We start from the raw sequence: 22,903 nt of genomic DNA, 5'->3' as shown, positions 1-22,903 counted from the left end.
GAGAACCTGTTCGCCAAACTCAAGGACTGGCGGCGCATCGCAACGCGTTACGACCGCTGCGCGCATACCTTCTTCTCAAGCATATGCATCGCAGCGCCGATGCGCGTATCACCGTCCAGCCACGGATAAACCCGTGTGACCGGTCAATGCCGGCGTGGTTCTTGTAACCGAACATCGGTATGACAATGTCGCGTTGCTGAATCTTGGCCGAATGCGGCGCTTGCTCGGGCCGCTTCGCCTTCGAATACTTTACTGTCCAACACGCATCGCGATCCTTCTGGGCAAGCTTTGCCGGCTTATCCTTCCAGTCATCAAGAACGTCGCCACGCTTGATCGCGTCCTTTTCGTCTTGGGCATTGCGCTGTTTCGGTGCCTGAATGATGGTGACAGACCAAGAAACCGCATGAACGAAAGCCGGTCCTGAATGACGAATTCGGCCTAGTTATCGGACAGATTGTAAAGCGTCTGCAGCATCAGGATCATGAACATCATGATCGCCGGATATGGCGGGCGAACGCCTTTCGAGCCGTCCGAACGCTTCAAGGCTTTGGTCAGCGACTTTTCGAACACAACCCGAGGAATGATCGCGTTCAGTTTCTCCAGCGGATCACCGACTGCGCTCAGCTGTGCATAAAGCTCGTCAGTATCAAAGAAGTTAGGCTGTCCGCGCATCGCAATTCTCCGAAAAATCACCGTGCAAGAAGCGAATCATGAAACGAAGTAAAACGGTAGGTAATTCGAGGCGTCCGCGTGACAAACACACCAAAACCGTCTAATGACGCGCGGGAAGAAATTGTCGAGGATCGGTTGTGGAGATGCCTTTGGTTGTAGAGCAGCTATTTAAGTACGGACTGGTGGGCGTGATGAACACGCTCATCACATTCCTCGTCATCGCAATTCTGAGCTATCTCGGCTTTTCGCCCGTGACATCCAACGTGATAGGATATGCCTGCGGGCTGGCGAACAGCTTCTTTTTCAACGGCCGATTTACCTTTGCATCGACAAATGGAAGGAAGGCGGTATACCGTTTTCTGGCAGGCTTTGCCTTGGCCTATTGCATCAACCTCGCTGTTCTGCTCGCCCTGACGCGTCAAGGCGATCTGCCGGAAATGGCATCGCAGGCCATTGCAATGCTGGCCTACAATATCTGTTTCTTCCTGATCATGAAGTTCTGGATTTTTGACAAAGATGGCTAATCATTATTCCCTTGATGTAGTGATCCCCTGCTACAATGAGGAGGATAACCTTCCTCACACGATACCAGTCCTGAATGATTTTCTCACGGACCTCGTGTCTCGGCAGGATCTCGGGCTGGCGCGGTTCCGGATGATCCTTGTGGACGACGGCAGCTCGGATCGGACATGGAAGCAGATCGAGGCTTTTACGCGAGAAATCGGCGCAACCGGCTTGAAGCTCAGCCGCAATTACGGTCACCAGAATGCCATGCTGGCGGGGCTCTCGGTCGCCGACGCCGATGTCGTTCTGACGATCGACAGCGACCTGCAGGACGATATCAACGCCATTGTCGAGATGCTGAAGGCCCATGAAGCCGGCGCAGATCTGGCTCTCGGCGTTCGCCGGTCCCGCGGCAACGACAGCTTTTTCAAGAAGAACACGGCGAAGGGATATTATGGGCTGATGCGGCTGATGGGCGCGCAGATCGTGCCCGATCATGCTGATTTCAGGCTGATGTCGCAAAAGGCGCTCAAGGCGCTTCTGTCCCACGAGGAGACCAACCTATTTCTGCGTGGAATCATACCCAGCCTGGGCTTCAAGGCCGAGGTAATCAGATATGATCGCCAGACGCGTGAACATGGCGAGACCAAATACACGCTGAGAAAAATGCTATCGCTTGCCGTAAACGGCGTGACATCATTTTCCGCGGCCCCGCTTCGCTTTGTCGCCGCTCTGGGCATCACCGTGTTTCTGCTTTCAATGCTGCTCGGCTTCTGGTTCCTCATGGAGAGGCTGTTCGTCTCTGAAAGCACGGTTCCGGGGTGGGCCTCGATCGTACTGCCGATGCTGTGGCTCGGCGGCCTGCAGATTTTCTGCATGGGGATCATCGGCGAATATGTGGGCAAGATATATCTGGAAGTGAAACGGCGGCCGCGGTTCATTATCGACGAGATTGTCTGAACCCGTAGCGGGCGAAGGCCCGTCGCGATTCCTGTGCTGCCAAGCCATGCAGCTTAAATCATGAAGCTATACTCGGGGGAATAGGTCAGTGAATGTTCTTTCATTGAAAAAGAGGATTTTATTCGCCAACGAGAAATACGCATTGATCGCAATTGCCGCCGGATTTTTCATCCTGAACCAGTGCCTTGAACTGCTGATCATGAAGTTCTCCGGCTTTCGCTATGCTGAAATGTGCACCTGGGACTGTGGATGGTATCGAAGTATCGTGGAAGGAGGTTATCATCTCGAACCGCATGCTCACGAGCGGATGGATGCGGCGAACTGGGCCTTTTTCCCCGTTTTTCCTTTATTTGCGCGGTTTGTACACTCCGTTTTCGACGTCTCACACTCTTATGCTCTTCTGATATCAAGCAGATTTTTCTTTCTTTTAGCGATCATCTACTTCATGAAGCTGTCGAAGGTATATTTCCCGGCTATCCCCTTGACGGTCGCCGCTTCGGTGGTCGCGCTCAACCCGTTTGCCATCTACGGGAACGTGGGATACACGGAATCCTGTTTTCTTTTCTTTACCTCGGCATTTTTCTACAACCTCAAGCAAGAGCGTTTCGTCCTGTCGGGCGTTGTGGGCGGCGTACTTTCTGCGGTTCGCCTGGCCGGGAATTTCGCATTGATCGCGTATCTTTATGTGACGATCAGAAAACTGATTGAAGACTGGAGGCACGCGGAACGACGCTTCAAGCCTGAACCTCTGGTTTTGGGGGGTATGCTTATCCCCTTGGGGCTGTCGCTCTATATGTTCTTTCTTTACCGCCACACCGGCGATGCCTTCGCTTTCTCTCACATCCAAAGGGCTTGGGACCGATCTCCCGGAAATCCGTTCGCCCGCATTGGGGATGGCCTGTCCGGCGATGCCTATGGTAAATACCTTGCACTTATGAGTGTGGCGGCTCTCATAGTTCCGGCTTTCCTCCTCTACAAGCGACATGTGGAACTCGCGATCTTCTCGGTTCTGTGCACGCTCATCCCCCTCTCGACAGGCTTATGGTCGATGCCACGCTATATTTTCTGGCAGACGCCGGTTCTGCTTGCGATCGCCTGCGCTTGCACAAATCGGAAGATATGGATTCTGTTCCTGATAGGATCCGTCGTCATGCAGGTTGCGATCTACACGGCTTGGTTCAATGGGCGAGGATGGGTGATATGACCTATGCATATAGATTCATTATTTTTTTAATCGCTGCATTTTACCTGTTTGTGTTCTATTTATTATTGCACCCGAACGTAAGCGATCCTTATTACAGATATTATATTGCAAAAGATGTCAGCATAAGTCCCAAGCAATTAGAGCAAATCGAAGCAGTCGATCCAGATAAATATTATGATCATAGAAATTCAGATATCGGTTACTACAGAAGCTGGTCGAATCCGGAATCGGAGTATCGATGGAACGACGGAAAGCATGCCGAGATAAAATTCATTGTGGGCGAAAAAAATAAATTTGCCGGTGAGATTTACATTCGCGGAATAGTATTCGATCGCCAGAGAATATCAGTATACCTAAATAATAATGAAATCTATTCCGGTGAGGCTTTCGAGCGAGATGGATTGGAACTGAGCATACGCATTGACAAGGAGCTGTTGGTTGATGGTCTCAACACGCTCGCCTTCGATTTGCCCGACGCACGGAGGCCCGGCGGGCCGGATCAACGCGAGCTGGCAATCGGTCTCAAAGAGATCGCAATCCGTTAAATCCTTGAAGCGAGCCGGATGTTTGATGAAGACTTGGCGGCGCAGTTTATCAAGGTTGTCGAAGAACGCTGCAGGGCTGAACTGCCAGGTAGACTTGCAAGAAGGTGAGTGATGCGCTTGAAAACCGAAAATTTCGTTGTGCTAACGATGGCCGTCCTTGCTTTTACGGCGCTGAATATATCGCTCACGTTGAACGTGGGCGCCTTATCCGCGCCTCCGATCTATGACGATAACGGTTACCTTTTGGATGGTTACTATCGTTTCATGTTTGACGGTGCGCGTTCCCTTTGGTCGCTGGCAGTAAATTTCATTCAGCATCCTCCACATGCACCCGTTGAAACTCTGACGGTAATCCTTGGCTATTGGCTTTTCGGTTCGAGCAATGTCGGGCCGTACATCATGAACATCTGGGGCCTTACTGCCTATGCCCTTATGATTTTCAGCGTCGCTCGTGACAGGGTTGATTCACGATCGGCGACGCTGCTCGCTGTTGCCGCCATGTTCGTTCCAGCCGCGGGAGCGATCGTGTCCGAGTTGAGGCCCGATTTGATTGCGGGTCTGTTTTTTGCGTTTTCCGGCTACGTGCTTCTGGCCCAGACTAGGGCTCATCATAAGTGGCGCTCGGCGGCGTTGGTCGGCCTTCTGTGCGCCTTCTCAATGGTTATCAAGCTCAGCGCCATAGTGATCACGTTTCCAATGCTGGGGCTTGCGCTTGTTGTCGGCAGCATTCTTGACCGCCATTCGAGATCGGCACCCATTTATCGAGCTGTCATTACGACGGTGACCGCGCTCATGTTTCTGGCGCCGGTCGCATATATCTGGGGCACTCAGACATACGCCTACATCTATCAGGCTCTGGTCTCAAACAGTGACATTTGGTTTACGCCCGGAGACCGTTGGTTCCATCTAAACTACTATGCGACCGGTCAAGGCGGCTCGATAGGACTTGGCAACCTCCTTTACGTTGGCGTCGGGTTAATCGTGATCGATATTCTTGTCTCGGTGGCGACCAAAAGGAGGGATATTCGCTTTCTCGCTTACTATGTCTGGACAGCACTGATTTTTCTCGGGATCGCCACTTCGGCGGAGAAGACAGTCTATCAGGGAAGCTTTTTCTTCTTTCCTCTTATCATCAGTTCGGTCATGGCGCTGAGCAGGCTGCTTTCATTGCTCCCCCGTCAGGGTCTTCAATTTGCCGGCGTGATTGCCTTGTCTGCGCTTGTGTTCCTTGAACCAGCGCATACCTATCAGCAAGGAGTCTACCGCAAAGACACATGGCCCATGCTGGAACAGATCTCGGATCTTGTGGTGCAGGGCGCGGCCGTTACGCCTGCCTGTGGCCCGCCTTACTATCACTATGCCACAGTGGGCTCGTATCCGGTCACGGCGCATGCCGTGGCGCTTGAGGTCGCGAAGAAGGGGCATATGCGCCTTGCGATAGACCAATTGTTTATCATGCGTGCACTTGAACCGATGATGCAGGAGATCGAGAAGGCCAATTTTGTTCTGCTGCCAAATGAGGCGGGGATGCGCGAGGCCGTCAATCAACACCTGCCGGGCGTTGCTTTCACCGACCAGATCATGGAACTGCTGCGACAGGATAGCCGGTGGCGCGAATACCGCATCGCAGCCGCCGATCCACCAACCCTGTTCGTCCGCGAAGACTGCGAATGGGCGGGGAGATCGCCAGACTAAAAACTGGGAGGATTATTGCTCCGCATTGTCCTGTTGCGTCTGTTGAAGCAGCCGGTCGATAACCTCTTGCTTTGCGTGCCGATCCGCATCGATCGCATCGCGTTCTGATATCAATCTGTCGATCACGGCCTGCTTTGCGTGCCTGTCTGCGTCGACCGCGTCACGCTCGTTCAAAAGCTTCTGAATGAGATCGCCTTCATCATCAAAGAAGACCTCTCCCTGCACTTCTTTCCTGACGTAGCGAGCCGTTTCGATCTCGTCGAAAGCGCCCGGCGGCAAAACGAAGTGCTTCTTCAGTTCAATATCTTCGTCCCGAAGGAAAAAATCGTTCAGTCCGTCGAACCAGACCCTGCTGTAGCCATTGCCGGTCAGTATATGCTCCCATTCATCGCTGACTCTTTTCCTGCCGTTGACTTCAACCGCTTCCATCACGAGAGCCCGCGGGCGAAACCGTTCCCAGTCGCCACTCAAGAGCAGTTCCGTCTCGCCGCCTTCGACATCGATTTTCATGAAGTCAATTTCGCGCGCGTCGAAGTGGCGGGCGCAGATTTCGTCGAGCCGCATAATTGGAATCTCATGGATTTTTACAGCGTGCCCCTGCTTCTCAAGCTCGCGGGCGAGGCTTTCGAGCGCTGTCGAGTTCTCCGGGTAGTCTGCGATTTCGTAGAATCGGCATGAGCCGGCAGCACTGCCAACTACGGCCTGGACATTGATGTCTTCCGGGCGCAGCAACGACAAGCGGCGTTGACAACGCGGCAGTGGCTCAACATTCACGCCGCGCCAGCCGTGGTCGTAGAAGTGCTTGGTTACGGAAAGGTACACCGGATCGGCAGCGCCGATATCCAGATACGCGCCCCGATAGCCCGATGGAAAAAGGCGGGCAAGCATGACGTCCTCGAAGTTTTGCGCATAAGAAATCACTTTGTCTGGCCTCCTGCCTGATGAGCGCGAATTTTCGCAACTGTACGACAATTCCTCCTTTTAACAGGGCTTTTAGGTAGAAATCACGCAGCCATTTTCAGTTTCTGTACGGGTATTATTCCGCCAATACGCATATTGGGTCACTCGTTGTTATATCTCCATAGCCATTGTGTGGCGAATGCCTGCGCCTCTTCGATGCTCTCGATGATGTATTGGCAAGCCATTCATGTCGTACTTTCCGGCTATAGTGCTCGACATAAGCGTTCTCCTGGGGCTTTCCAGGCTGGATGTGATTCAGCGCAATCCGCTGATTTTCAGCCCAGTCCATAAGCCGACCACTGACATATTCCGGGCCATTATCAACACGTATTGCAAGCGGCTTGCGCGGCCACCTCACGGCGTTGAGATGGCCGTGTCATTTTTTCCCCAAATCCTCTTTCAGCAGTTCAGTTGCATGCTCATCTCCGCATACACCTTTTTTAAACGGCGGCTCTCGTCTTCCAGAGCTTTCATCTGGCTGAGCATCGACGCCTCCATGCTACCATATCTAGCCCGCCATTTGTAGAAGCTTGCTGAACTCATCCCGTGTTCCCGGCAAAGTTCAGGCACAGGAACGCCGCCTGACGCAGAATGCCGATAATCTGGGCTTCGCTAAATCTTGCCTTTCTCATCAAAATCTCATCGGTCATAAAGCCTGAGAAAATTCTACTTCTAAAGCCCATTACTTTTCGGGGGGATTACCTATCCGAACGTCCGCGGGGAAAAAACCTTGCGTGAAAAGCCTCATAGGCATTGCGGATACCGTCTTCGAGGCTGATCTTCGGCGTCCAGCCCATGGCGCGCAGCTTGTCGGCGCTCATCAGCTTGCGCGGCGTGCCGTCGGGCTTGGAGAGGTCATGGACGATTTCACCCTCAAACCCTACCACCTTGCAGACTAGCTTTGTAAGATCGAGGATCGAGATATCCGTGCCGTAACCGACATTGACGTGCTCCTCGCCGGAGTAATTCTTCAGCAGGAAGACCAGCGCGTCGGCGCAATCGTCGGCATGGAGGAATTCGCGCAGCGGCTTGCCCGACCCCCAAACCACGATCTCTTTCGCGCCCGAGACCTTTGCCTCATGCGCCTTGCGGATCAGCGCCGGCATCACATGGCTTGAATTCAGGTCGTAATTGTCGCCCGGGCCGTATAGATTTGTCGGCATCGCCGAGATGTAGTCACGTCCGTGCTGCCGGCGATAGGCCTGGGCGAGCTTGATGCCGGCGATCTTGGCGATCGCATACCATTCATTGGTTGGCTCCAGCGGGCCGGTGAGAAGCGCGCCTTCCCGGATCGGCTGTTCGGCGAATTTCGGGTAGATGCATGATGAGCCGAGGAACAGGAAGCGGTTGACGTCGTTTCTGTGCGCGGCCTCTAAGATATTCGCCTCGATCATCAGATTGTCGTAGAGAAAGTCAGCCGGATAGGTGTCGTTCGCTAGAATGCCGCCGACCTTCGCGGCCGCCATCACCACCGCATCGGGCCTTGCGTCGGCTATGAAGGCTTCGACATGCGTCTGCTGTTTCAGGTCGACCGTGTCGCGCCCGGCGGTGATTACTTCGCAGTTTTCGCGCTCCAAACGGCGGACGATGGCGGAGCCCACCATACCGCGATGGCCAGCGATCCAGATTTTCTTTCCCGCGATATCGAAGGTCATGAAATTATCTTCCGTTTCGAAATCAGAGCGTCGGGTGAAAAACGGCACTTGGTTTTCATGAACCCGAAGCATCAAATAGAAGGACATTCAAGGAGGTGGGGTCAGCCTTCGAGGCTGACCGGCAGGTCGAGGCCATGCGCCTTCAGCAGGGCATAGCGCCGCGCGGCCTTGTGGTCTTCAACCACCATTTCCCTGCACATGTCGCGGGCGGAGATCTCCGGCTCCCAGCCAAGCTTTTCCTTAGCCTTGGTGGGATCACCGAGCAGGGTATCGACTTCGGCGGGGCGGAAATAGCGTGGGTCGATCCGCAAGATCACGTCTCCTGGCTGCACATTGGGCGCCAGATCGCCGATCACAGCTTCCACAGTTCCGACCTCATCGACGCCGGTTCCGGAAAAAGTGAGCGTTATGCCGAGATCGGAGGCAGCCCATGTAATGAATTCGCGGACGGAATACTGCTTACCAGTGGCAATCACGAAGTCCTCGGCGTTGTCCTGCTGCAACATCATCCACTGCATCCGCACATAGTCCTTTGCATGCCCCCAGTCGCGCAAGGAATCAATATTGCCCATATAGAGGCAAGACTCGAGGCCGAGTGCAATGTTTGCAAGGCCGCGCGTGATCTTGCGCGTCACGAAGGTCTCGCCGCGACGCGGGCTTTCATGGTTGAACAGAATGCCGTTACAGGCATACATGCCGTAGGCTTCACGGTAGTTGACCGTTATCCAGTAGGCATAGAGCTTCGCAGCCGCATAGGGCGAACGCGGATAATACGGCGTCGTCTCACGCTGCGGGGTTTCCTGAACGAGACCGTAAAGCTCTGAGGTGGAAGCCTGGTAAAAACGCGTTTTCTTTTCCAGCCCGAGAAAGCGGATCGCCTCAAGCAGGCGTAGCGTGCCGATCGCATCGACATCAGCAGTATACTCCGGCGCTTCAAAGGACACCGCTACATGAGATTGCGCGCCGAGATTATAGACCTCGTCTGGCTCGATATCGCGGATGATGCGCGTCAGGTTCGAGGTGTCCGACAGGTCGCCGTAATGAAGCCTGAGCTGCGGGTTCGAGGTATGCTGATCCTCGTAGAGATGATCGATCCGCTGGGTGTTGAACGATGACGCGCGGCGCTTGACGCCATGCACTTCATAGTCCTTCTCCAAGAGCAATTCCGAAAGATAAGAGCCATCCTGACCGGTAATTCCAGTTATCAAAGCCGTCTTAGCCAATTTTTTCTCTCTAATTACTGGTTATCAATTTAGTTTGACGACAAAGTAACCGTCATCCACCTTCAAATTCGAGACGTTGGTGAACCCATATTTTAGGGTCGTCGTCCGCGACCACTCTAACCACTGACGAACGGAACATACACCATGTTGATGCTATTACACATATATTTTGCCTAGACTAGGCTGGGCTTCCCTGATGTCGTGGAGAGGTTCTGTTACTAGTCGTTTTTTTGCTTACCGGCAGCCTGAAAAGCGAGGAAACTGCGTTGTCGAAACGGCTGTAGCTGAAATCCAGGGCGCGGGAATGGGCCGCGAGGCTCAACTTCTGCAACTCATCCTCCGATGCGTCGTTCATAATGCGCCTGGTCTGATCAACCAGACCTGTTATGTCATCGTAGAAGAACCCGTTGATGCCCTCCGTGATGATCTCCGTCGGGCCTCCTGCCCGAAGCGTGATCGGGATGGCGCCGCCCGACATTGCCTCAACGACGCTGATTCCGAAGTGTTCCGCTTTCTCCGGCTCCTTCTCCAGGTCTCGGCCGAGACCAGTGGCGTGCCAGTAGACAAGGCTCTCGCCATAAAGAGCTTCGAGCTCGCCCGCCGAACAGTTGATGTGAAAGAAAACGGGAAGGTCCGCAGCCGCTTCTCTGACAGAAGCCAGGAAATCCATGTCCGAGGCCTCTGGAAACGAGGAGCCGGCCAGGTGCAGCTCTATGTCCTTGACACCGCTATCGATGAGCGCACGAAAAGCCTCAACCTGAAGATCCTGACGCTTGGAATGACCGCCGACGATGAACCGCCCAACTGACAAAATTGCTCTTTTGCGCCGCTCTCGCCGCTTTACAAGTGGCACGGGCGGATTGACAATTCGCGTCGGGATTGACGCCATGCCGGCTTCGGCAAGACGCTCTTGGTAGTAACCTTGTGTGAATGCCGAATTCACCATGACTTCCTGATAGGTTTGCAACATCGCCTCGTCACTTGCTTCCTCTTCCTTGAGCACGAAGGGAAACTGGCAGTGATAGACCGTCTTCCTTCCGCGACCTGGGATCGGCGGCAGAACCGCATTCCCCATCGTCAGCATTAGGTCGGGTTCTGGGCCTTTTTCGAACTCCTGAAGGGTTTTGAATTTCAGCATTCCCAGATCAAGATTAAGCGCGCAGCCGATCTGCCGAAGGCGCAGGTTGGAGTACCGGTAAGGCGTGACAACTTCCACACGATGCGTGCGTGCCAACTGGCGTGCCGCGCTCAATATATAACGCTCGCCACCGCCGGGCGTCACGGCATAAGGAGTGAAAACGACAGCGAGGGGCAACGAGCTGTCGTCTTCAGGTGGGGAAGACCACTCTGCCGGGATGAAGCTCTCGACCGGGAAAGCCGGCTCCTCTTCGCCTGTCGATTCAAGAAGACGCTCCCAACGCGAGACGAATTTATCGCGATTGGAATCTCCCAGCGCCTTACGTCGGGCTTCTGCCTTTGTGTTTCCGTTTGCAGCCGCTCCCTCAATGTGGATGACGCGACTTGAAGGACAATAGCCAACCGGGCGCCCCAAGGCCCTGAACTTGAAGCACAGATCGGAGTCTTCATAATAGGCTGGCTCAAATGTGAGATCGAATCCTCCCACTTGTAGGAAAAGCGACCGATCGATAAGCGTGGCGGCGGCAGAAATGTAATCGACATATCTCTCCATAAGGATGTCTGGCGTGGGATGGTCCTGTCCCCTACCAAATCGCACCGGATAGCCGCCTTCGTTGATCATGCCCCCGGCCTCTTGAACGCGCCCGTCAGGCCAGAGGAACATAGGTCCGGCCGCGCCGAGGGACGGATTTTCCGCCATCATATTCATCAGCGAGGAAAGCCAATCATCCTGCGGAAAAGCATCGTTGTTGAGCAGTACGATATATTCTCCGCGAGCAGCTTCGGCAGCTATATTGTTGGCTTCGCCGAAAAAGCGGTTTCTGCCGATTTGAATGAAGGTCACGCCCGGAACAGGCTTGGACAGGCGGGCAAGGTCATCCTCGTCCGAGCCATTGTCCACGATCACGATCTCGTAGGTATGCCCGTCGGTATGCATCCATATCTGCCGGATGCACTCGAGCGTCAGAGGCGAAGCGTTCCAGTTCACGATCAGGATAGAGACCTCAGGCGCGTCATTCGTGCACCAGCGGGATGCCCGTTTCAGCACCTCGGTTGTCTTGAAAGGCTCTGCCCCTGGAAACTCCGGCCGGAATCGGCCGGATATGATGGAAAGCGGCTTTGTAGATGCTGCTTCGCGAGCTTCCGCCTCAAGGCGCTTTGCCGCAGCAGTCCAGGTCGGACGAACGTAGTCGACCCTGATCCGCGCTTCCGCCGCGCCAACGGCGTCTCGATCCTGAATGGCCTTGCGAAACAGCTCTTCCGCCTGCCGAGAATCGTCGACATCAAAATACCAGGCGAGGTCTCCCGCCTGCTCTTCGATAACGGCAAGCCTGGAGGCCAGACACAGCTTTCCCTGCATCAGACTTTCCGCAACCGGCAGGCCATAGCCCTCGCTGGTCGAAGGGAACGCGGTAAACCTGCAAGCCGCCGTCAGGGCCGCTATGTCGGCATCGCCAACTCCGGATAGAACGAGCAGCCTGCCTGATCGCAGCAGATCGCGATAGATCGAGTGGCCTTTGCCGAGCCCGAGATCATCGCGTCCGACCAACACCAGTTGCGGTACTTCGAGACCGCTCGCGATTAGATTTCGCCAAAGCCTGCAAAGCATGATCTGATTTTTACGTGGGTCTATCGTGCCAATGCTTAGCACGAAATTGCCGGCTTCGAGCGCCGGAAAACGCCCCTGCAGATCGTCAGTCCGTGACAGCGCCTCCAATTTCAAAGGCGTAGAGCCGAATGGTATCTTGACGATCGTAGCCGCCACTTCGACGCCTTCAAGCAGAGCCCAGCGCAATATCTGGTCACGAACAACGTTCGTCGACACGTAGAGCCTGTCGGCGTTTTGAAGGCAGACAACCAGCCACTCTGCGAAACGCGAGGCTTCGGCAGCGCCGACATTGTCGCCTCCCTCGAGCGGGATGATGTCGTGAACCAGAACTGAAAATCCGATACCGCGCGAGGACAAATGGCGAAAAAGAGCGCTGAACTTTGGAGTCCAGACCAATCCTGTGAAAAAGATGTGGTCGCCTTTTGCCGGAGAATCGCCGCCATCGAATGACCCAAGACCCAGGCCATAACGACCATCGAGCCGGTCAAGCACTCTATCCTGAACCTCCTCACTGCTCATCGCGACGATATCAAGATCGGAACGACCCGTGCGACAGGGCCGGATTAGTGTCTCCGGCTCCCGCATAAATGCGTCGAACAGTTCGATCGACACGCGCCCGACGCCTGTGAGCCGATCATGCACGCCGAGCCAATCTACTGTGTCGCCAAGGTAGAACCAGAGATTCGGAGCAGTCGTGACCGCTCGTACGGAATACGGCATTCTCGAGGGCGGAGCCGACATGGCGAAGCTCGGCATGATAGCGAAAGCTAAAGTATCAAGGCGTTTGCGGCGATATTTTCGACGCTTCCTGGCGCTGAAGGGGTGACGCAAAGACGCGATATATTTTATCTTTCTGCGCTCTTTCCGCTCGTTCAGTCCAGAATTAAGATCAGAACGGGTGCCTGCGCCACCAGCGATTTTACTCAATTTGCGCCTGCGATATGACTTTCGCTTTTCGCTTGAGAACGGATGATGGTAGAAGGATTTCAACCGAACTGTGCGTTTCTTGATCTTGTGCTCCGAGAGCTGAACCATCTTAGTCATCATCCATCTATGTCTGGCGTCAATTGACAGACCGTAAGTCTAAAATGCGGAAATGTACTGGACCACACGTACTGGTTACCAGGACCGCCTTCACCAGGAAATGCCCACTACAATCGCAACCAAAAAGCGACACCCTCAAGTTCAAATGCCGTTTTTCTTCGAATGAGACAAGCCACTGGTGCCTCAAGCCGGCATAAAGTGCTGACCTTCGTTATCACCCGCCAGCCAGCATCAGACACTCGCCGTAGACAAGCGGTTTTAGCGGCTTTCTGGGCAACTACATCTTTTTCCAATTCGGGCCAAGTCCCGCAACACCGAAATCGGCAGGACCCGACCAACCGCGTAACCGTCAGCGTCGGGTATTCCCCGTTCGTTTTGAGAGACTATCCAGCTATTAGTGGTTTCAGGCGTTGGATCTGAGCCTGCACCATCAACTCGACCATTTCTCGAAAGTTGACCGTTGGCCTCCAACCGAGGTCACGATCAGCTTTTGAGGCATCCGCCAGCACATGCGCAGTTTCCAGAGGACGAACAAGCTCCGGATCGCTGAACACACACTCTCTCCAGTCACGGCCGACGTATCCATATGCATAACCACACAGTTCTTCCAGCGTATGCAGCTTTCCAGTACCAATTACAAAATCGGCAGGTTCCACCTGCTGCAGAATCGTCCACATTGCACGAACGAAGTCAGGGGCGTAGCCCCAGTCGCGCGCGACCTTAAGGTTTCCCAGCGCAAGTCGCCCCCCTTCCACTATGGGACGCCCACGTTCATTTCTGTCAGGCGAATTCTTGACGCCAAGGGCCGCACAGGCCGCACCGTAGGCGACCTTTTGTGTCAAAAAGTGGAGTGGTCTTCGCTCGCTTTCGTGATTAAAGAGAATCCCGCAGGCAATATAGAGACCATAGCTTGACCGATATATCGACGCCATGTTGTGCGCATAAACCTTCGTTGCGGCGTAGGGGTTTACAGGGCTAAACGACGTATCTTCATCTTGAGGCGCTTTTGTGGGCCGCCCGAACATTTCGGATGAGGAGGCGTGGTAGATTCTGGCTGTGGGTCGGTTGTGTCGCACTGCCTCGAACAGACGTACTGCAGCCAATCCATTCACCTGCAAGGTTTCTGCGGCACGCGACCATGATTCACCCGGGCGGGATTGCGATGCAAGATTGTAAATCTCATCTGGCATGGAATCGCAAATGGCGCTGGAAACATCCAGGCCGTCGGCAATGTCGCCGAGAAGCATTTTGACACTTCCTGCCAAATGGGTCGCGCAATTCGCCCGATACCAACTCTCAGGCCTTGCGAAACCGTAAACTTCATAATCTTTTTCCAGCAATAATTCCGCCAGATATGACCCGTCCTGACCAGTTATGCCTGTAATTAGAGCTCGCTTCATCCTCAGCCCCTTAAAAATCAAGCCATTCCGCTGGAGACTTTTATGGTCCCGGGCCGAAATGGACGTCATGCGAAAGCAACCAAACACTAGTGGAATGAATTTGACATTTGATTCCCGTCGCAGCGACGCGCATACATCAAATGTCAAATTCGAAAATTCCACTAGAAACATAAACTTGCTAGTGGTCCTGTTGATTCCAACATTTGGCACCGAGTGCGCTGAAACGGGAACCAAATGTTGGAATCGGACCACTAGAGGTCGCAGGCCCCCATTGCGCCAATCCAGCTTACTGACGCCAAAACGACGCTTGTTAGTGTAATATCGACCGCAGCCGAACTTCCCCAACACGCTGGAAATTGGGTACCCAGCCGCTAGAGACTAACGTCAATGCCGGCCTGAATGCGCCGAAGTCTGTTCCACTCCTCCTTGAAACGGATAATTTCGGGCGATGCACTCTCATCAGCTGCCTTGAATACAAGCCTGCGCAACTCCTCAGCCATGGGCTCCCAGGTAAAGCTCTTGGCGCGCTCCAATCCTCGTCGGCGCAACTCGTCTCGTTTCCCGGGATCCGACACCAATTTGAGGGCGTTCAGCAGTTCATCGGTATCCTTGCCCGAGATAAGTACCGCGGCATCGCAGGCCACTTCCTTCAGTGAGCCATGAGACGTGGTGATGACCGGGCAGCCGCAGGACATGGCCTCGACCACCGGCAATCCAAAGCCCTCATACAAGGATGGATAGACCAGTGCGAAGGCTCCGGAATAAGCGCTTGCCAGTTCGTCATCTGTCAAATCTACGCGTTTTACAGTGATGTTGTCCGGCAGACCTTCCGTAAAGCTCGTCTGAACTTCAGGCTCACCACCAACGCACAATATTTGCAATTCCGACGGACCCGGCCAATCGAAAAGGTTGGATAAAGACCCTGGCTTTTTCAGCGCGTCAAAAAGAAGGCCAGCGTTCTTGTAACCGGTATGTTGCTCACGCGAACCGACCAGAATGCAGTAGTTCTCGGAAACACCATACTCTTTTCGAAATGCCGAAACCTCCGGCTCATCACGCGGACGAAATGCTTCGGAATCAAGGCCGCAATAAGCAGTGGTAGCGCGTTCCGGATCAAGGCTCGAATGAATCTGCAACAAATCCTTTCGCGTATTCTCGGAAATGCACAAGCAATATTGAGCAAAACTAATGGCCAGATTTTTATCCTGCCAGCCGCGCATATTCATGTCGAACCCGAAAATCTCGGGAATCATATCATAGACAATCATGACTGAAGGTATCCGTGTCGGCGTCGTATAATAGGTCGATAGGAACACATCCGCACAGTAATCCTTGGCAAAGATATCAATTAAAAGAGAATCCGCGGCGGTGCTCGTAAAGGTATAAGCAGGAAAGTCGATATACTCAATACCTGCGAAACGGGGACTGCGTCCGCGATCCAAAACTGTGACCTCAATATCCGGAAATGCAGCAAGACGCGGGAGAAGTGAACGCCAGACCCGAGCGATTCCCGAGTTCGACATCTGAAAGAAAACACCATCAACCAAAAGTTTCATATTAGATCCATTGAGTCTTTTCAGCCAGTTCGCGCTATCTGTGGAGTTTGTCGCGCTTCGGGCCAGCCCGCCCGCGCCTCCGCGGCAAAGGATTGCAACCTTTTCTGAACCATATCATAGTCAGAAACTTCGGTACCAGGGATTTCGACCAGTCCGATATCATGTGCGAATTCGGCCCGCGACTTCTCGAAGTAGGGTGACATAAGCTCCTCTGCGTGTGTCCGCCATGCGCGTTGCGCTTCATGTAAGCCGGGCGTATCCGCCACTGTCGAGATACCGTCAGGGTTTTGGTAATAGACAACATGAGGAGTGTTTATCTTCAGAAAGGATTTCCCGCCTTTCAGACAGCGCAGCCAGAACTCGTAGTCGCCGGCAGACCGATAACTCGGATCAAAATAGCCGATTTCGTCGTGCAGTTGCTTTCGCCACATCGGCGCGTTGTGAGGAGAGTTGAACTCCAGCATATTGTTGACGGTGACAATAGGCAGATTGCTCTTGAAGCCGCACTTGCTCACCGATTCGAAATCGAACCTGGAGTCCAGGCTGTAATAGACATCTTGATAAACCACATCAGCGAACGCGTGTCGGTCCAATGCGGCGGCCTGAATTTCAAAAGAATCCTGACGACGCAGATCATCTAGATTCGTATTGGTAAGATACCCTCCCCGTGCGATTTGAGCGGCGTAGTTCCAAGCGTCATAAATCCCTATCCTGTAATCGAAACGCTTGTAGACGATATTCGGATAAATTTTCATGTAACGCGAGATCAGCTCCTCCTCGCCTTCCGGCGAGCAGGCATCGACGATGATCAGTTCCGACTGGTCAAAAATGGACTGTGAGACAATGTTCTCGAGAAATGTCTCAAGGTATTTTTTACCTTTGTACATGCTCGCGATAGCCGATACGCGATACTCGCCTGAATGACAAAACTCGCGCTGGTCGACACTTTGGGGCTGAGCCTTTGGCGGCGATCCCGAAGCTGCAACTTTGAGATCGGCAACCTTCGCATCCCAAGATTTCCGGGTGAGGAATTCTTCGGTACCCATGATCCAGCACCTATCCGTATCCAGCAAAGATGTTCTTTGCAGGCCTCGGCGAACGATCTGCTCCGAGATAAGCTGTTGCACAAGTGGCATGCGGTTCCTCGGGTCTTCATCAAGCCTTACTTTATAGTGCTCGAAATCCCTGGGCCGTGCCACCGTACTCTCAAATAGAAGATAGCCAATCTCGCGAATGAAAGCGCCATCCGAAATGCCGTCACTACCGTTTTCGGCAGAGAAGAACTGGTGTTTCTCCTTCGCCTCCGAGCTAGACGATAGCGTTTCGGTCAACTCTGAAAGAGTCATCCCACCTTCGATAGCCGCTCGATAGATCTGCTTGCCCTCTTCGTCGGGCTCCCGATGCAGGTAGAGGCGATAGGTCAGGGCAACTGCTGTATCGATGTCATCAACAGCCCAAGCCAGACTCGCACTCTTGTGCCTGCTTTTTCGGTTCTGACGTGCTTCTTCGCTATCTGATATACTCTTGACAAAGGAAACAAGCGACATTCCACCTAAAAGCGCCTTGCGGTATGCCTCCAGTCCTTCCGGATCCGGGCTACGGTCCAGATACTTACGAAACATATAGTCAATGATTTGGTTTACGTTTTCCTCGAGTTCTTTTTTTTTCTTCCGCATCATGCCAATGACCTCGACCTTGCCTAGTTAGTGTCTCAACTGGCATGCTCCACGCTTCCGCCCGTTTCCAGCCTGACGAACGCAGTGATAGGGATTTCGCGATCAACGTCAACCATGAGACATATGAAAACCCCAAAGTGCCCCCCGCTAACTCAGAAAGCTCTCTAGATAATCAGCCAATTCTCTTGGTGAGGAGTATGCTATTGCCACCCTTCCGAGAATTTTTCTGTTGCCGATAATTGATTCTAGATCAGGTCGGTGCGCAAAAATAAATCCATCATAAGAAGTCGAATGCCTAGCCGGCTCGGATGATACATCGATCATATAGCTATAACTCTGCAACTCTTGGAGACAGCTTTCATGGAGAGCGTTACTGTGCGTAGAAACCATTATATACTTCACTCGCCCTACGCTAAGAGCTTGTCGCGCCCCCGCCAACATCTCCAATTCATATCCCTGAATGTCAGAATGTAGCAAAGTTATTTCATTAAACACTGACCCTTTCAACGACAAATATTTATCGATACGAAAGCCGGCTTCAGATACAAAATCGTTGATAAACTCTCCGTTGAACCCATTCAGTGCGAAATTCTGTTCGCCAGCTTGTAAGTTGACTTCCTCGGGTTCGACCAAAACACAGCGAGAGTTTGGCAGAATCTTACTGAACCACATAGAATAATGACCCCAGTAGGAGCCGAGCTCGATCATTGTATGTGTCTCTGGTTTATCTGCGAGCGTGCTTAACAATTCCTGGAAACAATACTCCTCCAAAGGTTCATGCACGCCTCTATTGATTACAAGTATGTCTGAAAATTCTCCATAATATGAAAACTCCCCCCTAAATGGTACAGTCAAGCCATTGTGCAGGACGACTCTTCCAGTTGAGTCGACGTAACCGGCGTCCGGAACTCTTTTGATTAACAAGTTAATGGGGTCACTAACTATTTCTCGAAACCTATCCAGAAACGCCTCAGCTTTGGGTAAGTCAGTGTCTGTCATTGTTGAAAGTTCCCCTTACTCAAACGTCAAAAGCCTCAAATCTAATGACCAGAATTGCCTAGCAGATGTGATATCGGATGTCACCCAACCGGACGCTCAAGCGATGCTTCGAGAAGATCGAAGAGGAAAGCACCGTAGGCTGTCTTTTTGAACCGTTCGGCATGCTCTCTGAGCTGACTGGTATCAATCCAGCCATGACGATAGGCGATTTCTTCCGGGCAGCCTGACTGCATGCCCTGTCGAACCGAAAGCGTCCGCACGAAATTGCCGGCATCCAGAAGGCTGGAATGCGTGCCGGTGTCCAGCCAGGCATAGCCACGCCCCATTCGTTCAACGCTGAGGCTACCATCATAAAGGTAGCTTTCCAGCAATGTTACGATTTCCAGTTCACCCCGCGCTGAAGGTTTTACCTCCTTTGCGCGCTTAGGGGCCTCCCCATCCAAGAAATAAAGCCCTGTTACGGCATAATGTGATGGCGGCGTTTGAGGTTTTTCAACGATCTCGCGAACTTTTCCAGCCTCATCAAAAGCAACAACACCGTAGCGTTCCGGGTCTGCAACATAGTAGCCAAAAACGGTTCCGCCACTTTCTTTCTGATCGGCTTTTTCTAGCATTTCCGGAAGGCCATGACCGAAGTAGATATTATCGCCAAGGATCATGGCTGATGGTGCGCCGGCCAGAAAGTCTTCAGCCAGAATATAAGCCTGCGCCAGTCCATCTGGCGTAGGTTGAACGATATAGGTGAGCGACAGTCCCCACTGACTGCCATCCCCCAGAAGCTGTTTGAACTGGGCCTGATCGCCAGGGGTCGTGATAATCGCGATTTCCCGGATGCCGCTCAGCATCAGAACAGAAAGCGGATAATAAATCATCGGCTTGTCATAAACCGGCATGAGCTGCTTGGAAATCGCAAGCGTCAGCGGATAAAGCCGGGTGCCGGAGCCACCGGCCAGAATAATACCTTTGCGCGCAGTCATGCTTTTGCTCCCAGCTTAATCAGAACACTTTTAAGATCGGCTCGCCAATCCGGCCGTGACAGCCCGAATTCAGAGAGGGTTGAACAATCAAGCCGGGAATTCATCGGACGCTCTGCGGGCGTGGGATATTCAGAAGACGGAATATCATTGACCGTCATCTCTTTGCCGGCGTCGGCAAAGATCACTCTCGCAAAATCAGCCCAGCTCACATCTGGTTTTCCGGAAAAATGATAGACGCCCGTCTTGTCAGGTGCATTGGTCAGCTGGCGGGCCATGATCATGGCAGCAAACGCGATTGAACGCGCCGATGTTGGGCCACCAATCTGATCTGAGACGACGTTCAGCGTGTCACGCGTTTCAGAAAGACGCAGCATTGTTTTCACGAAATTATTGCCGAAGGAAGAGAACACCCAGCTGGTGCGCAGAATTGCATGAACCGGCGCCGCTTCAGCAATCAGCTTTTCACCCGCAAGCTTGGTGCGGCCATATGCACCCAGCGGATTTGTCGCGTGGTTCGGTGACAACGGCTGGTTACAGCTGCCGTCAAATACATAATCCGTCGATATGTGAACGAAGGGGATACCAAGTTCGGCGCAGACCTTGGCCATTTCACCGGGCGCTGCGCCATTGATAGTACGGGCCAGTTCTTCATTATCTTCGGCCTTGTCAACAGCCGTATAGGCGGCGGCATTGATCACGGCTTCCGGTTTGATCTCGCGGATCAGCCTGGCGCAAGCTTCCGGGTCAGAAAGGTCAGCCTCTTCGCGAGAGAGAAAGCAGGCATTCTGAAGCAATAACTGAAGCTCACAAGTGACCTGTCCGGTTTTGCCGAATACCAGCATCATGCCTTCACTCCCAATCGCTCGCCAACACCAGAACGGTTTTGAAGTGCACGCCACCAGTCCTCATTGTCGAGATACCACTGAACGGTTTTATCAAGCCCTTCTTCCACGGTAACTGAAGGTTTCCAGCCAAGTTCACTTCGCACACGGGTCGGATCAATAGCATAGCGCATATCGTGACCAGGTCGGTCTGTCACAAAAGTGATCTGATCGGCGTATGAGCCTTTATCGAGCGGGCGCTTTTCATCCAGAATTGTGCAGATGGTTTGAACAAGCTCCAGATTGGTTCGCTCATTCTCACCGCCAATGTTATAACTGCGACCGGGCTTGCCTTTTTCAACCACCGTCAGCAGCGCGTCAGCGTGATCTTCAACATAAAGCCAGTCGCGAATATTGTCGCCCTTGCCATAAATCGGGATCTGCTTGCCGGCAAGCGCGTTGAGAATCACGACCGGAATCAGCTTCTCCGGGAAGTGGTACGGGCCATAATTGTTCGAGCAATTGGTGATCAGCACCGGCAGACCATAGGTCTCGTGCCAGGCGCGAACCAGGTGATCAGAAGCTGCCTTTGAAGCAGAGTATGGCGACCTTGGATCATAAGGCATGTCTTCGGTAAACATACCGGTTGCTCCGAGAGACCCAAACACCTCGTCTGTCGAAATATGATGGAAGCGAAAATCTGCTGACCTACCTTTTGAAACCCAGTAGCTACGGGCGGCTTCCAGCATATTGTAAGTACCGTTGATATTGGTTTCGACAAAATCACCCGGTCCATCGATCGAGCGGTCGACATGGCTCTCGGCTGCCAGATGCATAACCACATCCGGCTGATGCTCTGCAAAAATGCGATCCAGCGCTGAACGGTCGCGGATATCAGCATGTTCGAATGCGTAATCCATGTGGTCAGAAACGCTAGCAACGTTGTCGAGACATGCGGCGTAGGTGAGCGCATCAAGATTGACAACGCTATAGCCTTTGGCAATTGCCGCACGAACAACGGCTGACCCGATAAAGCCGGCGCCACCGGTAACAAGGATTTTCATGGATCACCTTAGTAAGTAAACGGACTGTCGAAGTCGGCGAAGGACTGTGCGTCACGATCCTTGGCAGAAACCGTAAATTCAACGTCTGTAAGTGGCCATTCAATGCCAATGTCGGGGTCGTCAAACCGGACAGAGCCATCACATTCCGGCGCATAATAATCCGAACATTTGTAGATAATCTCGGTATCTGGTTCGAGCGTCATGAAGCCGTGCAGAAACCCCTCAGGAATAAGTAGCTGCTTGCCATTTTCGAAGGAAAGCTCAACGCCATACCACTGACCATAGGTTGGCGCCCCTTTGCGTACATCGACTGCGACATCGAAAAGCCTTCCGCGACCGCAGCGCACCAACTTCGCCTGAGCATGCGGCGGCGACTGAAAATGCAAACCTCGCACCGTTCCAACAGCACGTGACAGAGAATGATTATCCTGAACGAAATCAATATCTATGCCTGATTCAGCTAGCGTCTTTCTGTTCCAACTTTCTGAAAAGAAGCCACGCTCATCGCCGAAACGTTTTGGGGTAAGGAGAATAAGGTTACTGATGTCGGTATTTCCTATATACAACTCAAAGTTTCCCTGACTTTCTTTATCGGCCCATGCTCCTAATACACAAAGCTAAACCACGAAACAACGAAAGTCTGAGCCGGAGCGGGCTTTCTGGACATCCCTCTGCCCAACGCAAAAATCCGGATCAAAGTCTGTCGTCATGCGCCATTCCGGATTAACCTGCACCGCGCATGGTCCCGCGTTTTGGTGTAGAGTTTGCTCAATCATATGGAGCAGAAGAGCCGTTTCACCGAGGCGCAGATTATTGGGATGATCAAGTAACAGGAGGCCGGCCTTCCGACCTCCGAGATCTGCCGCAAGCACGGCCTCAGCCTGGCAAGTTTTTATAAGTTCAAGGCCAAATATTGAATAGCCCCGGGAATTGTAGACACCTTCCTGCCTAAAAATGAGGTAAGAAGGCGACCATGAGCAAATCGAATTTCAGTGACGATTTCAAACGCGATGCCGTTCGTCAGATCATGGAACGAGGCTATCCGGTATCAGAAGTCTCTCAGCGGCTCGGCGTAAGCCAGCATTCGCTCTATGCGTGGAAGAAGAGTGACCTGCCCCCCTTGCGTCCCTCGTTCAATTCGAGAGTCTGCGGTGTCGTGATTGGTAGTTTGGTTGGTCTGCTTGGGCAAGGGTCTGTGTGGC

At 53.0% G+C, this 22,903-nt stretch carries 19 protein-coding genes and 2 pseudogenes; 7 read left to right on the top strand and 14 right to left on the bottom strand.

What is annotated here, in order from left to right:
* Positions 1-438: 438 nt before the first annotated feature.
* The gene (locus tag EDC90_RS21100) at positions 439-672 is read right to left on the bottom strand and encodes a hypothetical protein (protein WP_207903961.1); all 234 of its coding nucleotides are present in this window, start codon (positions 670-672) and stop codon (positions 439-441) included.
* Between the two features lie 143 nt (positions 673-815).
* Here EDC90_RS21100 and EDC90_RS18445 point away from each other — a divergent pair, with 143 nt between their 5' ends.
* The 5 genes from EDC90_RS18445 to EDC90_RS18425 all read left to right on the top strand — a co-directional run bounded on the left by EDC90_RS18445 (position 816) and on the right by EDC90_RS18425 (position 5,580).
* Positions 816-1,196: a GtrA family protein gene (locus tag EDC90_RS18445; RefSeq protein ID WP_132314016.1), complete on the top strand. Its 381-nt coding sequence runs from the start codon at positions 816-818 to the stop codon at positions 1,194-1,196.
* Complete coding sequence (locus EDC90_RS18440; protein WP_132314015.1) at positions 1,189-2,136, top strand: glycosyltransferase family 2 protein; 948 nt, start codon at positions 1,189-1,191, stop codon at positions 2,134-2,136. The genes EDC90_RS18445 and EDC90_RS18440 overlap by 8 nt, the downstream gene beginning before the upstream one ends.
* A gap of 88 nt (positions 2,137-2,224) precedes the next feature.
* On the top strand, positions 2,225-3,340 hold the full coding sequence (locus tag EDC90_RS18435; protein ID WP_132314014.1) for a hypothetical protein: 1,116 nt from the start codon (positions 2,225-2,227) through the stop codon (positions 3,338-3,340).
* The gene (locus EDC90_RS18430; RefSeq protein ID WP_132314013.1) at positions 3,337-3,885 is read left to right on the top strand and encodes a hypothetical protein; all 549 of its coding nucleotides are present in this window, start codon (positions 3,337-3,339) and stop codon (positions 3,883-3,885) included. Before EDC90_RS18435 ends, EDC90_RS18430 begins: the two co-directional genes overlap by 4 nt.
* Positions 3,886-4,002: 117 nt before the next feature.
* Positions 4,003-5,580 (top strand): ArnT family glycosyltransferase, encoded by a 1,578-nt coding sequence (locus EDC90_RS18425; protein ID WP_165972894.1) that lies wholly within the window; start codon positions 4,003-4,005, stop codon positions 5,578-5,580.
* Positions 5,581-5,592: 12 nt separating this feature from the next.
* On the opposite strand, the gene EDC90_RS18420 is transcribed toward EDC90_RS18425, so the two are convergent.
* The 13 genes and pseudogenes from EDC90_RS18420 to rfbC all read right to left on the bottom strand — a co-directional run bounded on the left by EDC90_RS18420 (position 5,593) and on the right by rfbC (position 22,267).
* Positions 5,593-6,501: an FkbM family methyltransferase gene (locus EDC90_RS18420; protein ID WP_132314011.1), complete on the bottom strand. Its 909-nt coding sequence runs from the start codon at positions 6,499-6,501 to the stop codon at positions 5,593-5,595.
* Positions 6,502-6,641: 140 nt separating this feature from the next.
* Positions 6,642-7,172 (bottom strand): annotated as a pseudogene (locus EDC90_RS18415) (transposase).
* Between the two features lie 66 nt (positions 7,173-7,238).
* Positions 7,239-8,195 carry a GDP-L-fucose synthase gene (gene fcl, locus EDC90_RS18410; RefSeq protein ID WP_281015416.1) on the bottom strand — a complete coding sequence of 319 codons (957 nt, stop codon included), beginning with the start codon at positions 8,193-8,195 and terminating at the stop codon, positions 7,239-7,241.
* Between the two features lie 101 nt (positions 8,196-8,296).
* Positions 8,297-9,418 (bottom strand): GDP-mannose 4,6-dehydratase, encoded by a 1,122-nt coding sequence (gene gmd / locus EDC90_RS18405; RefSeq protein ID WP_132314010.1) that lies wholly within the window; start codon positions 9,416-9,418, stop codon positions 8,297-8,299.
* Between the two features lie 178 nt (positions 9,419-9,596).
* On the bottom strand, positions 9,597-12,905 hold the full coding sequence (locus tag EDC90_RS18400) for a glycosyltransferase (protein ID WP_165972893.1): 3,309 nt from the start codon (positions 12,903-12,905) through the stop codon (positions 9,597-9,599).
* A gap of 686 nt (positions 12,906-13,591) precedes the next feature.
* Positions 13,592-14,608: a GDP-mannose 4,6-dehydratase gene (locus EDC90_RS18395; protein ID WP_132314008.1), complete on the bottom strand. Its 1,017-nt coding sequence runs from the start codon at positions 14,606-14,608 to the stop codon at positions 13,592-13,594.
* A 371-nt stretch (positions 14,609-14,979) separates the two neighbouring features.
* Positions 14,980-16,155 carry a glycosyltransferase family 4 protein gene (locus tag EDC90_RS18390; protein ID WP_165972892.1) on the bottom strand — a complete coding sequence of 392 codons (1,176 nt, stop codon included), beginning with the start codon at positions 16,153-16,155 and terminating at the stop codon, positions 14,980-14,982.
* A 29-nt stretch (positions 16,156-16,184) separates the two neighbouring features.
* The gene (locus tag EDC90_RS18385; RefSeq protein WP_132314006.1) at positions 16,185-17,843 is read right to left on the bottom strand and encodes a glycosyltransferase; all 1,659 of its coding nucleotides are present in this window, start codon (positions 17,841-17,843) and stop codon (positions 16,185-16,187) included.
* Between the two features lie 144 nt (positions 17,844-17,987).
* Positions 17,988-18,839 carry an FkbM family methyltransferase gene (locus tag EDC90_RS18380; protein WP_132314005.1) on the bottom strand — a complete coding sequence of 284 codons (852 nt, stop codon included), beginning with the start codon at positions 18,837-18,839 and terminating at the stop codon, positions 17,988-17,990.
* Between the two features lie 80 nt (positions 18,840-18,919).
* Entirely contained in the window at positions 18,920-19,816 is an 897-nt protein-coding gene (gene rfbA, locus EDC90_RS18375) for a glucose-1-phosphate thymidylyltransferase RfbA (protein WP_132314004.1), read from the bottom strand.
* Positions 19,813-20,661, bottom strand: coding sequence for a dTDP-4-dehydrorhamnose reductase (rfbD, locus tag EDC90_RS18370; protein WP_132314003.1), 849 nt, complete (start codon positions 20,659-20,661; stop codon positions 19,813-19,815). Before rfbD ends, rfbA begins: the two co-directional genes overlap by 4 nt.
* The gene (gene rfbB / locus EDC90_RS18365) at positions 20,658-21,701 is read right to left on the bottom strand and encodes a dTDP-glucose 4,6-dehydratase (RefSeq protein WP_132314002.1); all 1,044 of its coding nucleotides are present in this window, start codon (positions 21,699-21,701) and stop codon (positions 20,658-20,660) included. The genes rfbD and rfbB overlap by 4 nt, the downstream gene beginning before the upstream one ends.
* A gap of 8 nt (positions 21,702-21,709) precedes the next feature.
* Complete coding sequence (gene rfbC / locus EDC90_RS18360; RefSeq protein ID WP_132314001.1) at positions 21,710-22,267, bottom strand: dTDP-4-dehydrorhamnose 3,5-epimerase; 558 nt, start codon at positions 22,265-22,267, stop codon at positions 21,710-21,712.
* A gap of 210 nt (positions 22,268-22,477) precedes the next feature.
* On the opposite strand from rfbC, the pseudogene EDC90_RS18355 reads away from it, so the two are divergent.
* Positions 22,478-22,615: pseudogene (locus EDC90_RS18355) on the top strand (transposase); the annotation flags it as partial.
* Positions 22,616-22,674: 59 nt separating this feature from the next.
* Positions 22,675-22,903, top strand: a 229-nt coding sequence (locus EDC90_RS21315; RefSeq protein ID WP_245511128.1) for a transposase, incomplete at its 3' end; no start/stop codon positions are given.

Origin of the sequence: Martelella mediterranea, assembly GCF_004342225.1 — a bacterium.
GTDB lineage: Bacteria > Pseudomonadota > Alphaproteobacteria > Rhizobiales > Rhizobiaceae > Martelella > Martelella mediterranea_B.
Note: the sequence above shows the minus strand (reverse complement) of the source record. Positions and strands in the feature narration are given on the sequence as shown.